This window comes from Nocardia veterana NBRC 100344 (assembly GCF_000308855.1).
In the GTDB taxonomy this organism is placed as follows: Bacteria; Actinomycetota; Actinomycetes; order Mycobacteriales; family Mycobacteriaceae; genus Nocardia; species Nocardia veterana.
Genome location: NZ_BAGM01000194.1, coordinates 1 through 15,033 on the forward strand (window position 1 = coordinate 1; position 15,033 = coordinate 15,033).

14 protein-coding genes are annotated in these 15,033 nt (G+C 68.8%); 6 read left to right on the forward strand and 8 right to left on the reverse strand.

Annotated elements, in window-relative coordinates:
• Positions 1–12: 12 nt before the first annotated feature.
• From ON37_RS31230 to ON37_RS27030, 3 genes are read right to left on the reverse strand one after another with little or no spacing between them, the layout of a single operon-like run.
• On the reverse strand, positions 13–606 hold the full coding sequence (locus tag ON37_RS31230) for an Rv1733c family protein (protein ID WP_157171606.1): 594 nt from the start codon (positions 604–606) through the stop codon (positions 13–15).
• Between the two features lie 13 nt (positions 607–619).
• On the reverse strand, positions 620–1,591 hold the full coding sequence (locus ON37_RS27025) for an Acg family FMN-binding oxidoreductase (RefSeq protein ID WP_210742705.1): 972 nt from the start codon (positions 1,589–1,591) through the stop codon (positions 620–622).
• On the reverse strand, positions 1,591–2,346 hold the full coding sequence (locus tag ON37_RS27030; RefSeq protein WP_040723460.1) for an SDR family NAD(P)-dependent oxidoreductase: 756 nt from the start codon (positions 2,344–2,346) through the stop codon (positions 1,591–1,593). The genes ON37_RS27025 and ON37_RS27030 overlap by 1 nt, the downstream gene beginning before the upstream one ends.
• A gap of 314 nt (positions 2,347–2,660) precedes the next feature.
• Between ON37_RS27030 and ON37_RS27035 the strand changes: the two genes are divergently transcribed.
• From ON37_RS27035 to ON37_RS27045, 3 genes are read left to right on the forward strand one after another with little or no spacing between them, the layout of a single operon-like run.
• Positions 2,661–3,605, forward strand: a complete 945-nt coding sequence (locus ON37_RS27035; RefSeq protein ID WP_040723417.1) for a universal stress protein — start codon at positions 2,661–2,663, stop codon at positions 3,603–3,605.
• Positions 3,598–4,278: a hypothetical protein gene (locus tag ON37_RS27040; protein WP_051032113.1), complete on the forward strand. Its 681-nt coding sequence runs from the start codon at positions 3,598–3,600 to the stop codon at positions 4,276–4,278. The genes ON37_RS27035 and ON37_RS27040 overlap by 8 nt, the downstream gene beginning before the upstream one ends.
• Positions 4,275–4,850: a hypothetical protein gene (locus ON37_RS27045; RefSeq protein WP_051032115.1), complete on the forward strand. Its 576-nt coding sequence runs from the start codon at positions 4,275–4,277 to the stop codon at positions 4,848–4,850. Before ON37_RS27040 ends, ON37_RS27045 begins: the two co-directional genes overlap by 4 nt.
• A gap of 15 nt (positions 4,851–4,865) precedes the next feature.
• On the opposite strand, the gene otsB is transcribed toward ON37_RS27045, so the two are convergent.
• Together otsB and ON37_RS27055 are read right to left on the reverse strand one after the other, a co-directional pair.
• Positions 4,866–8,831, reverse strand: coding sequence for a trehalose-phosphatase (gene otsB / locus ON37_RS27050; RefSeq protein ID WP_040723424.1), 3,966 nt, complete (start codon positions 8,829–8,831; stop codon positions 4,866–4,868).
• A 287-nt stretch (positions 8,832–9,118) separates the two neighbouring features.
• Entirely contained in the window at positions 9,119–10,006 is an 888-nt protein-coding gene (locus ON37_RS27055) for a universal stress protein (RefSeq protein ID WP_040723430.1), read from the reverse strand.
• 210 nt (positions 10,007–10,216) lie between these two features.
• Here ON37_RS27055 and ON37_RS31235 point away from each other — a divergent pair, with 210 nt between their 5' ends.
• Positions 10,217–11,098, forward strand: coding sequence for a DUF302 domain-containing protein (locus ON37_RS31235; protein WP_051032122.1), 882 nt, complete (start codon positions 10,217–10,219; stop codon positions 11,096–11,098).
• A gap of 175 nt (positions 11,099–11,273) precedes the next feature.
• On the opposite strand, the gene ON37_RS27065 is transcribed toward ON37_RS31235, so the two are convergent.
• Positions 11,274–11,738 (reverse strand): hypothetical protein, encoded by a 465-nt coding sequence (locus ON37_RS27065; RefSeq protein ID WP_051032126.1) that lies wholly within the window; start codon positions 11,736–11,738, stop codon positions 11,274–11,276.
• 81 nt (positions 11,739–11,819) lie between these two features.
• On the opposite strand from ON37_RS27065, the gene ON37_RS31240 reads away from it, so the two are divergent.
• Positions 11,820–12,389: a hypothetical protein gene (locus ON37_RS31240; protein ID WP_051032132.1), complete on the forward strand. Its 570-nt coding sequence runs from the start codon at positions 11,820–11,822 to the stop codon at positions 12,387–12,389.
• Here ON37_RS31240 and ON37_RS27075 read toward each other — a convergent pair.
• Positions 12,376–13,929 (reverse strand): AMP-binding protein, encoded by a 1,554-nt coding sequence (locus ON37_RS27075; protein WP_040723436.1) that lies wholly within the window; start codon positions 13,927–13,929, stop codon positions 12,376–12,378. The genes ON37_RS31240 and ON37_RS27075 overlap by 14 nt on opposite strands.
• Before the next feature lie 166 nt (positions 13,930–14,095).
• On the opposite strand from ON37_RS27075, the gene ON37_RS27080 reads away from it, so the two are divergent.
• Positions 14,096–14,479: a hypothetical protein gene (locus ON37_RS27080; RefSeq protein ID WP_157171607.1), complete on the forward strand. Its 384-nt coding sequence runs from the start codon at positions 14,096–14,098 to the stop codon at positions 14,477–14,479.
• Between the two features lie 114 nt (positions 14,480–14,593).
• On the opposite strand, the gene ON37_RS27085 is transcribed toward ON37_RS27080, so the two are convergent.
• A partial coding sequence (locus tag ON37_RS27085; protein WP_157171608.1) for a lipocalin-like domain-containing protein occupies positions 14,594–15,033 on the reverse strand: 440 nt, incomplete at its 5' end.

Genomic DNA, 15,033 nt, shown 5'->3' on the forward strand with positions numbered 1-15,033 from the left:
GTTGGTCGGTTTTCACGGAGTTCCGATGGGGCGGGCGATCATTCGCCATTCCCGGGCCCAGGCGGCGCGCCGGCGGACCCCGAACGCCCACCACGTCAGCCACACCGCTGCCGCGGCGGCAAAGCAGATCTCGACGAAGGTGGCCAGTCCGAGGCCGATTCCGCGCACCGCGGCGGTGTCGGCGGGAAGCGGCGCGGAGGTCGGGCGGCCGTCGGGGGCCAACCACACGGTGAGCTGCTGCCCGAGGTGCGCGGACTCGGACACCGTCGTGGTCACCTGTCCGGGCCGATCGTCGTGGATCCAGCGAGCGGTCGCCTCGTAGCGATCGGCCGACGTCTCCATCGACACTGTCGTGGTGCGAACCGGCACTGTGACGATCGTGGCAGTGACAGGGGTCTTCCCCGCATTCTCCGTCCGGAGTTCCACTGCGGCGTCGGTGTATCGGGCGGTTCCTATCGCAGCGCAGATCGGCACGGCGGCGAGAACCACGACGACCGCCAGGATCCGGATCGTGGACTCGACCCGATCACCGGGGCGCATCAGCCGGTTGGTCGCCCACGGACCCAGACGCCATACCCGCAGCCACAGCGACGGACATCGCCTCATCTCGATCATCTCCTCATAACCGGGCCACGACGTCGTCGAGTGCCCGGCGCGGCGTAGGCGGCAAGGAGGAACCGGCGGCGGCCCAGCCGACCCGGATGATCATCTGCGGGTATCCGCTGTCGCCGAGCAGGTCCGTGCGCAGGTGCGCGCGCACCTCGGGCACCTCCAGCGGCTCGCTGAGCGGGCAGGTGGCCAGTCCGAAGATGGTGGCCGCCAACAGGATTGCGCTCGTCGCCTCCCCCGCCCGTAGCCGGCTCACCCGATCGTCACCGGCGGTGTAGAGCACGAGCATATGGTCCGCCTCGGCGATGTCGCGCATGACCGCTTCCGGCAGCCCCGGGTCGGCGAAGGGCCGCGACATCACGCCGGTCGCCGCGACCGCGCTGCGTGCCGGAACCCCGTCCGGCGTGGCGTGATGGCCGCTCCACTGCGCCAGTTCGGCCCGGTAGGCGGTATCGGCGTTGTGTACGGCGGCCGCTCGCTCGAAGGCGCGCAGCAGCTGCACGCGCTCGTCGTCGGCCACCACATCGCGCACCAGCACACCGTTGGCCGCAGCGGCGGCGGTCAACGTCTCGATATGCATGTCCGGCACCTCCCATGAGGTGTAGCGACGGCGATCGCTGTGGCGTGACGCGATAGCGCGGGACAGCCCGACCGCCTCGGCGGTCGCCGGCTCCGGCCGGAACTCCACCGCGGCCAGATGGTCGGGCACCGCCGGATTCGGCAACCGATGGACCACAGTGGCCCATCCCAGCCCCGCGGCAGCTACCCGCAGATGATGCAGTGCCGCACCGCAACTGACGACCAGATCGCGCTGATCCGGATCCGTTTGCCGTAGTTGACGAGCGGTATCGGCGTACAGCTGTACGGTGTCGTCGCCGATGCGCCACAGCCACGGTTGGCTGTTGTGCACCGACGGTGCGCGCACTGCCAGCTCGACCGCCGCCACGAGTGTCTCGTAGTCCGGATGCCTCGCCATGATCATCAGCCCTTCTCCGCGACCGGCAGGTTCAACACCTGGCCGGCGGTGGCGCCGCCGTCCACCACGAACTCCGAGCCGGTGGAGAACGTCGCCTCGGTGACGATGAAGCGCACCATGGCGGCGACCTCCTCGGGCTCCCCGAACCTCGCCAAAGGCTGTGCGGCGGTAACCGATTCGTCCATCGCAGCCGTCATCGGGGTGCGGATGGGCCCGGGATGTACCGAGCAGACTCGAATGTTCGCAGGCCCCCATTCGAGAGCGGCGACTTTGGTCAGGCCACGCAGCCCCCATTTACTGGCCGCATAAGCGCCCAGACCGGCGTAACCGATCAAGCCTGCCGTCGAGGAGACATTGACCACCACGCCACCGCCCGCTTGCTGCATCCGCGGGCCCGCCAGATGCATACCGAGCCAGGCGCCGTAGAGGTTCACGTCCAGCACGTGACGGAAGATCGTCGGCGGCTCGGCGTCCACGGCGCCGAGTTCCAGAATTCCGGCATTGTTGATCAGTACTGCCAGCGGCCCCAGCGTTGCTTCGGCGTCGTCGATCACCCGCTGCCAGGCATTGTCGTCGGCGACGTCGAGGGGACGGAAGATCACGTTGGGGCCCAACCGTTCCGCGGTGGCGGTGCCGTCACGTTCGAGCAGATCGGCGACCACCACCCCGAGGCCCTCCTTCGCGAGTTCGGCCGCCACCGCGGCGCCGATTCCCCGCGCGCCCCCGGTGACGATCGCACTGCGCCCGCTGTATGCGCTCATACCGCTCACCCCTTTCGACCGGTGCGGTATCACCATCAGCATTGCCCGCCGCACCGCCGGGGGGCACGGCCGAAAGTCACCGGCACGCCTGGACTTCGGACCGTCGTCGTCGGAACGAGCACCCGTGGACCGACGCGGTGGTAGCACGGGACCAAAGGCCCTGGTGGTCGCTGTCGGGGGCCGGGGAAGGTCGTTGCATGGCAGGAACCACTCGTGACCGGCGAGCCGCCGGGCTGGGACTGCATATCGAATCCGAGGGGCTCGATTCGTGACGCGTCCGCGTCCGAATAGTCCGATGTGAAAGGACAGAACCGATGAGCTCTGCACCCGCGGGCGACACGCGCCACCTGGCATCCGCCCCGATAGTGGTCGGCATCGACGGATCCGCCGGTGCCCGCACGGCGCTGCTGTGGGCGGCCGAGATCGCCCGCGACCGCGGCCGCGAATTGCATATCGCCTACGGCACGGACCTCGCGAGCGCCGGACGCGTCTTCAACAACTACGACCTCGCGGAGCCGGCAGTGCTGGACCGCCTGCGAGCCCACGGCGACGCACTCGTGGCCCGCGAGCTGATCGCCGTCCGCGAGGCCGTGCCCGAGGTTCAGGTCGGCACCGAGGTCTCGGGCGAACATCCGGCCCGGATGCTGTTGCGCCACAGCGCGACCGGATACCTGGTGGTGCTGGGCGCGCACGGAAGCGGTGGTTTCGCCGCACATCTCGGTTCGATTCTGCTGTCGGTGACCAGCCGTGCCGACGGGCCGGTTGTCGTGGTGCGGACCGAATCCGATGAGCAGGCGAGGCCGCGTCCGGGCGGCCCGGTGGTCGTCGGCGTGGACGGTAGCCCGCTCAGTGAAGCGGCGGTGGCGGCGGCATTCGAAGAGGCTGCCGAGCGCGGCGCCCAACTGGTGGCCGTCCACGCCTGGAGCGATCTGACCTTCGGCTCCTTCGTCGGCGACCCGTACACCTGGTTCCCGATGTCGGATATCGAGGTGAACGAGGAAGAGATCCTGGCCGAACGGCTCGCCGGGTGGCAGGAGAAGTATCCGGAGGTGTCGGTGCGGCGCCATATCAGCATGTCCGAGCCGGCCGGGCATCTGCAGCGGTGGAGCGAATCCGCACAGCTCGTCGTCGTCGGCAGCCACGGCCGCGGCGGATTCCGCGGTCTTCTTCTCGGGTCGGTCTCCAATGCTCTTGTCCAGCATGCGAAATGTCCTGTCATGGTGGTGCGTTCGATCCAGGAGCAGCGAGCCCATGACTGATCCCGCAGGATCCGCCCGGCGGATCCGGGCCACCGCGCTCGGCGGGCTGTCGCTGGTGGCCGGGCTCGCCACCGGCTACCGGCTCTTCGCCCGCCGATGGTGCCTCGGCTGGGGCGCGACCGCGGCGGAAATCCAGCGATGGATGCCGGGCGACGATCTGCTGCCGCGGCCGGACATGCTCTCCACCCGGGCGATCACGATTGCCGCCACGCCCGCCGCGGTGTGGCCGTGGTTGGTGCAGTTCGGGCCCGAACGGGGCGGAATCTACAGCTACGACTGGATCGACCGGCTGGTGGGCGTGAACGTGCACAGCGCGTGGACGGTCCTGCCGCACTTCCAGGATCTCGCGGTCGGCGACGCGGTGACGATCAACACCGAGCACACACCCGCCCGGGTGGCCGTGCTGGAGCCCGCCCGAGCGCTGGTCTTCCGCACCGACGACGGACACTGGGTGTGGGCGTTCGGGCTGTACCCCTGCGCGGAAGGGACACGCCTGATCAGCCGCAACCGGATCGCCACTCCCGGAGCATCGGCGGTGCTCCGGCTGTTCGACACCTTCTTCTCGGAGCCGGGCAGTCTCGTGATGGAGCAGAAGATGTTGCGTGGCATCAAGGAACGCGCCGAGGCACATCCGGTCGTCCGACCGGTTCCGGTCGCGGGGTCGACGCCGTGACCGCCGCCGGCACACCGGCGCCGCTGCCCGTCGCCGCCACCGTCGTCGCCCTCACCCGTTGCGCTGTCACGACGGCCGCGCTGCTGGCCCGGCACCGGATCCACTGCCCGTCGGACACCGTGGGACTGTGGTTGAGTTTCGGCGACCAGACCTCGGCCTACGTCTACCGGGAGACGGTGATCGACCGGATTCCATCTCCCGAACCCTGCTTGTTGCTGGTGCGATTCGAGCTACGTGGCGTACACGGACGGGGACACGCGTGGTTCCGCCGGGAAAGCATCCTCAACACCGTGCTCCTCGCCGGATTCCCCGGTCTGATCACCAAGCTGTGGTTGGCGCACGACCAGCGCGGCGCCTATCGGGGACTGTACGAATGGGACGGGGCGGCATCGGCCGAGGCCTATGCCCGCGCACTGTGGCGGGTTCTGGCGGTGGTCAGCGTCCCCGGATCGATCGACTACCGGGTACTGCCGGGGCTGCGCCGGCGCGATTTGCCGGTGGCGGCATCGGCCCCCTCCGCGGACTGCGCCGAGTGGTGGCAGGTCACCGAATTCCCCCGCGCCGCAGCCTGATCCGAACCTGTCCGCTCAGCCACCGGCCGCGGGAAGGCGGACGCTGTGTCCGGTCGCCAACTCGGCCGTGCGGCCGCGACATTCCACCGTGATCGACCGCGCGCCGTCGGTGTCGGAGCTGATATCCATATAGTCCGCATCGATGCGGACGGTCAACCGATGCCCGTGATAGATGATCGCGAAGGTCAACGTGCCCAACTCACGCGGCCAGCACGGCGCGAAGATCAACCGGTCGTCGCGGGTCTCCAGCCCGGTGAAGCAGCGCTGAACCAAATCGATACTGCCTGCCATCGCGCCCAGATGAATGCCCTCGGCGGTCGTGCCACCCTGAATATCGGCCAGATCGGAGGCCAGGACGTGGGCGAAGAATTCCCAGGCACGATCCCGGTTCGCCCGCGCCAGCACCCAGGCATGCACCACGGCGCTCAGTGTCGAGCCGTGCGAGGTGCGGGCCAGGTAGTAATCGACAGTGCGTGGGATCGCCGGACCGCCGAAGTCATATCCGAGGCCGCCGAGCAGTGCACCCAATTCCTCGGCGGAGAACAGATAGAACAACATCAGGACATCGGCCTGTTTGGCGGCCCGATACCGATTGACGTCATCGCCTTCGGCCTCGAGAATGCGGTCCAGCCTGCTGATGTCTCCGTAGCGAGCCCGGTAGGAATCCCAGTCCAATTCCGCCAGCCGGTGGTATCCGGCGAACTGGCTGATGACGCCGTCGTGGAACGGCACGAACATCCGATCGGCGACCTCGGCCCATCGCTCGGGCTCGGCGGCGGGCACCGCCAGGCGGTCGAGCAATTCCGAACGCACCCGCGGCGCAAGCAGCTCCATCGCGTCCAGCGCCCGCCGAATCACCCACACCGCCATGACGTTGGTGTAGGCGTTGTCGTCGATCCCGTCGTAGGGAGCGCCGGGATAGCCGGAATGAAATTCGTCGGGTCCGATCACCCCGCGAATGTGGAAGCGGTCGTCGGCGGGATCGTAGCCGGCCCGATCCGACCAGAATCGGGCGATCTCCACGAGCAGTTCGGCGCCGAATTCGGCGAGGAAGGCGCGGTCACCGGTCACCTGGTAGTACTGCCACACGTTGTAGGCCACCGCTGCCCCGGCGTGTTCGGCGCGCACGCTGGGATCCGGATTCCAATGTCCCGAACGGGGATTGAGGTGTACGCGCTGGCTTTCTTCGCGCCCGTCGCTACCGGACTGCCACGGGAACAGGGCGCCACGGCAGCCCCGGGCGCGGGCCGCCGCCCGGGCCTGCGGGAGACGGCGGTAGCGGTACCGCAACAGCTCCCGCGTCAGCGCTGGATCGCGCAGGCCGACCACGGGAAGTACGAACAGCTCGTCCCAGAACACGTGCCCGCGGTAGGCCTCGCCGTGCAGACCTCGCGCGGGCACGCCGACATCGAGATCGGATGTATGGCCCGACAGGGTCTGCGCGACCTGCAGCACGTGCAGTCGCAGCGCCCGCGCGGAGTTCTCGTCGGCGTCCAGGTCGATGCGCAGGCGCCGCCACAGGTGTTCCCAGGCATCCACGTGGGCGGCCCGCAGCTCCGCGTAACCGGGCGATTCACCGAGCAGGCGCAGCGCGGCCTCGTCGGGCGCGGAAATGGCGCGGTCGCGCCCGGTGAACACTGCCGCTGTCTTGTCGACGACAACGGGGCGGCCCGCTTCGGCCCGCACCACGTAATCGTGCCCGGCCGGACCGTCGGTGAGCGCGGAACCGGCAGCCTCCTGCCGGCTGGTCCCGACGGTGGTGCGGATGGCGACCGCCACCGTCACCAGCGATTGCGTGGTCCGCATCAGCACACAGGCGGTGTGAGCGTCGGGGGTGTGCGATCGCAGGTCCGCCAAATGAGTGCCCGACAGTTCGCGATACCGGTCGACTCCGCTGTTGCGCACCGAGGTGTCGATCGCGGAGCGCATCGTGACCGGCCCGCTCCAGTTCTCCGGCGTCACCGTGGTCCGCATCGCGCACACGTGCGGTGCGGTCATCGACGCGAATCGCTCCTGCACCACCGCGGTGATCCGATCCGCGCTGTCGCGATAGCGCAACCGTCGCGTGAGCACCGCTGCGCGCAGGTCGAATTGCTGTGTGTAGTCGAGCAATTCGACCCGCTCGCAATCGAACCAGTCGTCCCCGTCGATGCGCCAGGTCAGCGGTAGCCAGTTCGGCAGGTTCACCAAACTCTCGTTCTCGACGTGCCGCCCGCCGATGTCGTCACCGAGCCGGTTGTACACGCCGGCCACATAGGTTCCCGGGTAATGGTGGGCACCGGCACACGATTCCGGTGCGGCGGCGCGGGATACGAGATAGCCGTTGCCGACCGCGCACAGCGCCTCGCGCAGCCGCTCGGCGTCCGGGTCGTAGCCGTCGTAGGTGAGCAACCACGACCGCCCCCGCGCCCAGCCGCCGGCGCCGGACGACATGTCGGCCAGCCGTCGCAGAAAGTCACCGGCACGCCACGGATTGTCGAGCGCGAAGCGGGCCGCCGTAGGCCGATCACCGGTATCACTGTGGCGAACCACTACCGGAACTCCGACGATCCGGATGGCGTCGAAGGCGTCCTCATCGGTCAGATCGTCGCCGAGATAGATCGGGCGCAGCTGCCGGCCGACCAGATCCAGCACCCATTCCAGCGCGCGGCCCTTGTCCCAGTCCACGTCCGGCCGCAACTCGGTGACCTTACGCCCGCTGGTCACCCGCAGCCCTTGTGCTCCGGCGATGTCGTGCACCGCCGCCACCACGGCCGCGACCTCGTCCGCGGCGACCTTGCGGTGATGGACGGCGACGGCGAAACGCTTCGGCTCGATCAGCACTCCCGGAATCCGGCTCAGCCGCTCGGCGAGTTCGGCGGACGCGCGAACCAGCGCCCGCTCCGCCTTCGGGCCGGCATCGTGAATGTACTCGGCACCGTCGGGACCCATCAGCTCGAAGCCGTGGCTGCCCGCGTACCAGATACCCTCGACGCCCACCCGCGCACGCAGATCGGCGAGCCCGCGACCGCTCAGGACGGCGACCGGACACCGCTCGGCGAGCGCGGCCAGGGTGGCGCGAACACCCTCGATCGGCTCGGCCGCGTCCGGCTCGGCAACGATCTCGGAGATGGTGCCGTCGAAATCCATCAGCACCGCAACCCGCTCGTCCTCCACCGCGTCGGCGATCGACGGCCAGCACGCCAGCGCATCGGCGACCTCCGACAACCGGCGGAAACCACTGCGCACCCGGATATCGCCGGCATCGGCCACGACGGTGTCGGCGCCGGTGCGCAGCAACCGATCCGGATCGCGCATCCGGTCGATGCCGATCACCAGCCCGAATCCGCCGCGCCGACCGGCGCTCACCCCGGCCTCCGCGTCCTCGACGACCACGGTGCGCTCCGGCTCCGCCCCCAGCCGCGCCGCGGCCAGCACCAGTGTGGCCGGATCCGGCTTACCCGGTAGACCGAGTTCTTCGGCCGCCCGACCGTCCACCCGGACCGCGAACAGATCACCCAGCCCTGCGGCGTCGAGAACCCGAGCGGCATTGCGGCTGGCGGAGAAGACCGCGGCACGCACACCGGCCGCGCGCAGTCGGCGCACCAGGGCCACGGTGGTATCGAACACCGGCACGCCCGACTCGGCGATCCGAGTGAGGAACACCTCGTCCTTGCTGTTGCCGAGACCGCACACGGTGCCCGCTGCCGACACATCCGAGGGCCTGCCCCACGGCAGCGAAATCCCGCGCGAGGCAAGGAAATCCGCGACCCCGTCGTAGCGCGGTTTGCCGTCGACGTAATCCTGGTAGTCGCCGGCGGTGAAGGGCGCGCAGTTCTCTCCTGGCTTCGGCTCCCGGGCGACGAGGAATGCGTCGAACACCTGCGTCCAGGCGGCGGCATGAACGGCGGCGGTGTCGGTGACGACGCCGTCCATATCGAATACCACCGCGTCGTACCGTCGCGCGTCGATCACCGGCCCCGCCGATCGGTCAGGCTGCACTCCACCAGAGTCCGCCCACCGGCTCGGACCGGCAAGGGGCACAAGTCCTCATCCGCACGGTCGCCGGTCCTCACGGAACCGGGCGAGGCCGCGGCAACCGCTGGGATGGCGCCGCGAGAACCTCGGTCCCCGACCCGACGGTCTCGGGCTGGGCGCGGCCGGGCGATTCGGGCCGGACCTGCGGCCGATGCCGTTCCCGAGCGGGTCCGCCGCGGCGGAATCAACGGCTCCGAACGGCGATGTCACACAGTTGAATTCGTCGCACCGCGGGCGCCGTCACCGCCGGTCTACCGCGCGTCCGTGTGCTCCGGGACCACCAGGGTCGGGCACTGGGTGCGGTGCAGGAGCGCGGCGCGCGTGGACCGGATCTGCGACGCCATCGGCCCGGACCAGGCGTGCCGGCCGATCACCACCAATTGGGCGCTGTCGGCTCGATCCGGCAAGACGTGCGCCGGGCCACCGAACACCACCTCCATCTCGAGCGGCACGTCCGGATACTTCCGATGCCAGGGTTCCAGCTGCCGGCGCAGCGTGCGCGTTCGCTCGGCGTGGACCTGTTGCAGTTCCCCATCCAGAACGAAGCCGTCGACCTCATCGCTGCACGACCGGACCGCTTCCAGACCGACCCCGCGCAGTGCCGCTTCCTCGAACGCCCAGCCGACCGCCAAGCAATCCGGATCGACCCCCACCACCACCGGGCGCCGATCCGCACCCACACCGACGACGCTCTCGCGGTGCACGACCGCCACCGGGCACCGGGCATGCCGGGTGACCGCGGAGCTGACCGAACCCAGCAGCGCCCGGCCGACGGCGCCGCGACCGTGACTGCCCACGACGATCATCGGTACTGCGGCCGACCGCCGGACCAGGGTCTCGATGACGGGCTCCCCGACCAGTTCGGTGGTCGTCTCGACGCTCGCGACGTGCCGGCCCATCGCCGCCGCCTCCGACAGCACCCGCGCACCGTTCCAGTACAGCCATTCCCGGCCACCGACGATCTCCATCGCGCTCAGGCCCGTCCGAGGCGCGGAGGCCGAGGAGAGCAGAATGCGCACACCGCACCGGCGCAGTTCCGCTTCCGCCACGGCCCACCGGACCGCTTGCAACGCCGTCGCGGACCCGTCGACCGCAACGATGATCGCTCGCCGAGAAGCCTCGTCCTTCGCGCCGGTCATCGCCGCCTCCTCACACCGGAATTCTTCGATCGTCCGGCCGGAACCGACAGCGGTCCAGGGCCGAAGGTCGTCACCGTCGCACCTCGTTGGTCATGCCTGCGAAAGCCCGGGGGAACCCGGCACATTCGTCCCCACACAACGGGTCCTTCGCCCCTCCCAGCGGCGGGTGGACCGGGCCATTGTCGAGGCAGGCACGAGAAGGAGGACGACATGGAGTATCGGGTGGACGTGTGCGACGTGCCGCCGCAGGCCCTGCTCCGGCTTCCTCGCGCGATCCGGGCGGATCGGCCCGGGGAGGACGTCACCGCCGGGCTCGGGGAATTGCTCGCGACCGTCGCCCGCGCGGGGCTGACCGCGAGCGGCCCGGCCTCGATCACCTACACCGACACCGGCCCGTCGTCGATCGGGACGGCCGTCGACTTCCGGGTCCCGATCGAGCCGGCTGCGGGGCTGAGTCTGCGGTCGGGAGCCGAGGTGGTCGTGACGCCGGAGACGACGGTGGCGCGGGTATGCCACCGTGGCAGCTACCAGGACCTCGGCGAGGCGTATCACAGCCTGGCCGAATGGGCGGACCGCAACGCGTATCGAATCATCGGGCCGCCGACCGAGGTCTATCTCGTCGGCCCCGACGAGGTGAGCGATTCTCGTCAGCTCGTCACCGAAATCCGGCTGCCCGTGGCGCCGGCGCCGGCAATGGTCACCCGGGTTTCCGTGGATTTCGCCGACGCGCTACGAATTATCCGAAAGCTGTTGCGCTCCAACGGTTTCGCCATCCTCACCGAATTGGACCTGAACACCGGCCGATTCGAGGGACGGACTAACCGCCGGGCTACCCATATCATTCTCGAAATCTGCCGACGCGATCTGCTCGCGGCGCAACTGGCCGGCGACGGTCGTGCCGACCTGCTCGTTCCGCATCCCGTGGTGGTGCGCGAACAGTGTGGTGCCGTGGTCGTGGCCGCCGCCGATCCGACGATCTGGGCACGCGCCCTCGGCGGCGAGGAGCTCCTGACCGTGGCCGCCGACAGCCGACGCCGCCTGATCGCCGCGATCGACGACCTCGCTGCCGCGACGACCACGGCCGACGCCTGAACCCGGCGCCTCCTGAGGTGTCGGGCATTGTCGTCCCAGCGAAGCACCCTCGACCACCTCCCGAGCCATTGCCGACCTCAGCGCCGGAACCCGGTGAGAGAACCGGAAGGGGCCCACACCTTTGTCACCCGAGCGGGCCTCCCGGGCCGGAAACCCGCCGGGTCCGTCGGCCGAGCTATGAGCTGACCGGGTTCGCTCCCGCGACCAGCATCTGCGCCGACACGTCGGCGCCGTAGCGGCCGTCCCATTCGGCGAAGGTGCGCTCGACCTCGCGATTCCACGAGACGACGAGCGGCTCCCACTCACGATGGGTGATGATCAGGAACTGCCCCGTCTGCAACGCCTCGACGACCTGCTCGCCGACCCGGTCGGGGTCGGCGCCGGTGGCCAGCAGCGCGCTGTTCTGGGCCATCACGGCGGCATCCGGCTCTCGTCTCAGCAGCTTCGCCTGTGCCTTCTCGGCGTTTTCACCGATCCGGGTGTGTACCGAGCCCGGACACAGCAGGGAAACCGGGGCCGTACTTTCTCGCCATTCGAAGACGCCGGCAACAACGGCGCGGCGCCGATGCTCGCGGAACTGCAGAAGTTCCTCGACAACGCGTTGGCGGCAGTCGATTCCGGCCACAGCCTCACCGTCCACGTTCAGGTTCCCGGGCGGTGAACTCGGTTTGCCTCGGCAGCAACGATTTTCGACCAGGACGCGACACCGAAGGATGCAGCTATGACGAGCAGTACGACCGTGGCCGGCGACACCACGGACGACGGCGGGACACCGGCCGCGGAGTCCGACAAGCCGACCGACGCCGACCGGCCCGCCGACGCCCGCAAGCTCGCAGAGACCGACCGGCCCGCCGAGAAGCGTTCGCCCCGACGAGGTTTCGCTGTACGGCGCGGCAGGCGTTGGCGGGATTCCTCGATCTCGGTGAAGACCCTCGCGGTCGCCACGTCGGTTCTGGCCGCGACGGCTACCATCGGTGCGCTCGGTTGGCAATTGCACGACAAGGCTGCGGTGCTCGACCGGCTGAACCGTCAGGCCGCGGACTCCGCCCACGCGGAATCGGTCGCGTCGGACTACGCCACCGGTGCCGCCGCGATGGACTTCCACGACCTCGCGGCGCTGGGGAGCTGTGCCGGTTGGCGTTACCGCGCCGGGTCTCCACTCGCGGCCATCTCGACTACGTCGTCGACCGCGTCGCTGCACAAGCCCGCCGCCGCGTCAGCCCGAAGGGAATGGCAACGACCGGCCCCGACACCTTCCTTCGCCACTTCACGGCAAGTTATGGCCCCATGACAGGCTGACCTTGCTCGCCGAGTCGAGCGCGAACTTCCAGTTTGAGAACCTTTCCGATTTTCGAGCGTGGAAGGTCGGTCCAGATCTCAATCTGTTTCGGGGTTTTCACCCCGCCGAGTTGCGCTTTGACATGGCCGCGAAGTTCGTCGGCGGTGGCTGTGTGGCCGGTGTTGAATTGGACGACCGCAGTGACTCGTTCGCCCCAGATGTCGTCGGGGAGTCCGACGACAGCGCAGTCCAGGACGGCTGGGTGGTTCAGCAACGCCTGCTCGACCTCGGCGGAGTAGACGTTGAATCCGCCGGTGATGATCATATCCTTGGCGCGGTCGACGACGTAGAGATAGTTGTCGGCATCGAGGTAGCCGATATCGCCGGTGTGGTGCCAGCCGTGCCGCGACGCTTCGGCCGTGGCCTGGGGGTTCTCGTGGTAGCCGGCCATGACCAGCGGTCCGCGGATGACGATTTCGCCGCGTTCGCCGGTGGGCAGGAGGTGACCGTCGGCGTCCATGATTGCGACCTGGGTCAGCGGTGTCGGCCGGCCCGCCGAGGCCAGGCGTTCGGTGGCGATCGCCCCGTCGGCGCGGAAGTGCTCCGCGGGTGCCAGCGTGGAAATCATCATGGGCGCCTCGGTTTGCCCGAACAATTGCCCCATGACCGGTCCGATGCGTGTCAGCGCTTGCTCGAGCCGGGCCGTCGACATGGGCGCGGCGCCGTACCACAGGCATTGCAGCGAGCCGAAATCCGTTGTGCCGAGCGCCGGGTGATCGAGCAGCTTGTAGATGAGTGTCGGCGGCAGGAAGGCGTGGGTTATCCGGTGTCGTTCGAGGAGGGTCAGGAACTCGCCGAGGTCCGGTGCGGGCATGACGACCACTTCCCCGCCCAGTGCCATGATCGGGAAGCAGAGCGCGCCCGCGGCATGGGTGAGCGGGGCCAGCGCGAGGTAGCGCGGGCGTGTGACGAACGGGTAGCTCATAAGGGTCAGCGCGGTCATCGTTTCGATATTGTGTCCGGAGAGGCGCACGCCCTTCGGCCGGCCCGTGGTTCCGCCGGTGCCTGCCAGCATGACGATGTCGTCGATCGGTTCGGCCTGCCACGGACTGGGGCCGCAGTCGCGCAGCCACTCGTCGAATGAGGTTGCCCCGGTGACGTTTCCGTCCAGGCACACCAGTGTGGTCAATGCCGGTAGCCGGGGCGCGATCTCGTGTACCAGCGGCGCGAACGCAGCCTGAAAGATCAGGCAGGTGCACCCGAACAGCTCCAGCAGTTCGCGGTTTTCGGCGGCCTCGTTGCGGGGGTTGATCGGGCACCACACCGCGCCCGCTCGGGCGATGCCGAAAACGCCGGCGAACGCGTGAATGTCGTTGGCCGACAGGATTGCGACTCGATCACCGGGCCGGACCCCCGAGCGGTCGAGCGCTCGCGCGATGCGCCAGGACAGTTGCTGGACCTGTCCGTAGCTGAGGGTTTGCGAGTGCATGGTCAGGCACGGCGCATCCGCACCCAGGGATGTGCCTTTGTCGAGATAGTCGGTCAGACGCACAGTCGAGTTTCTTTCGGGTCGCGGAGGGTTCGGTTCACTTTTTGCGGCCAGGCCGGTGAGGAACCGTGGCTTCCGGCCGGTGCTGTAGCCACGCGACAGACCGGGCGCATCGCCGTCGCGACAACCGGGCTTGCCTGTTGACTATACAGTCAATAATAATGACTCTGTGGTCAATAAGTTATCGGATTCACGGAATCTGGCTGCTGCCGATCGGGTGGTACGGGGATATGTGGCCGTCGTCGTAGCGACGCTTGTCGTGCTGGCGGTGTTGTCCGCGGTGGCGCCGGAGCAGGCTCCGGGTGAGGCGTGGGGGCACGCCATCATCGTGACGCTGTTCGCCGTGCTGTTACCGCTGCGACTGCGGGCCGCGCGGCGTGGCAGTCTCGGCGCGCTGCGCGCCGTCGGGCTGATCGCGTCCGCGCTCTTTCTGGTCAATGTCGTGGAGGCGTCCATTCCCGGATTCGTGCCGGTATGGATGCGGCTCGAGATGGTCGGGATCGCCGTCCTGATGGCCGCGGTGATCGGGCTGGTAATCCGAGAACGGGTCTGATAGGCGAGGCGACGACGCGCGCCGCGCGCTCGGCGCAGAGTCCATCGAGCGTGAGTTCCGCGGAGTACACCGTCGTTCGGTGTGCGAACTACGCCCATACATACAGCGGGTGGGCTATTCGGCGCGGGTCCAGTACAGGCGGTTGACGAGCGTGCGGTCCCCCACGGGCGTCGGCGGTGTACTCAGCACCAGACGGTCACCCGACAGCTCCACGAACCGTCGCTGCTCGGTTCCCACCCAATTCGGGAACAGGCTCATGCGCAACAGATGTACGACCGTCCGCCCCTCCACCCGATACTCCCCGCAATAGGCCACATAGCTCGAATACGCCTCGGCCCGTTCGGCTTCGGGACCGCCGAGCGCGTTCCCGGTAGGCAACTCCCGTCGCTCGCCGGCAGCCAGCTGACCACTCATCCACCCACCCGCCGTATAAATCACACACCCCTGCGGATTCTCCCCGAACGGCAGCACCACTGCTCCCGCCTCGTCGCCGGCGGTCCACGCCGTCAACTCCCACCGCCCCACCAGCGCCCCACTATCCATTCTCCGATACT

Coding starts and splice junctions, on each gene's coding strand:
- ON37_RS27025 (WP_210742705.1), bottom strand. CDS start 1,591: ATGATCATGGCGAGGCATCCGGACTACGAGACACTCGTGGCGGCGGTC.
- ON37_RS27040 (WP_051032113.1), top strand. CDS start 3,598: ATGACTGATCCCGCAGGATCCGCCCGGCGGATCCGGGCCACCGCGCTC.
- ON37_RS31230 (WP_157171606.1), bottom strand. CDS start 606: ATGAGGCGATGTCCGTCGCTGTGGCTGCGGGTATGGCGTCTGGGTCCG.
- ON37_RS31240 (WP_051032132.1), top strand. CDS start 11,820: ATGACGAGCAGTACGACCGTGGCCGGCGACACCACGGACGACGGCGGG.
- ON37_RS27035 (WP_040723417.1), top strand. CDS start 2,661: ATGAGCTCTGCACCCGCGGGCGACACGCGCCACCTGGCATCCGCCCCG.
- ON37_RS27030 (WP_040723460.1), bottom strand. CDS start 2,346: ATGAGCGCATACAGCGGGCGCAGTGCGATCGTCACCGGGGGCGCGCGG.
- ON37_RS31235 (WP_051032122.1), top strand. CDS start 10,217: ATGGAGTATCGGGTGGACGTGTGCGACGTGCCGCCGCAGGCCCTGCTC.
- ON37_RS27055 (WP_040723430.1), bottom strand. CDS start 10,006: ATGACCGGCGCGAAGGACGAGGCTTCTCGGCGAGCGATCATCGTTGCG.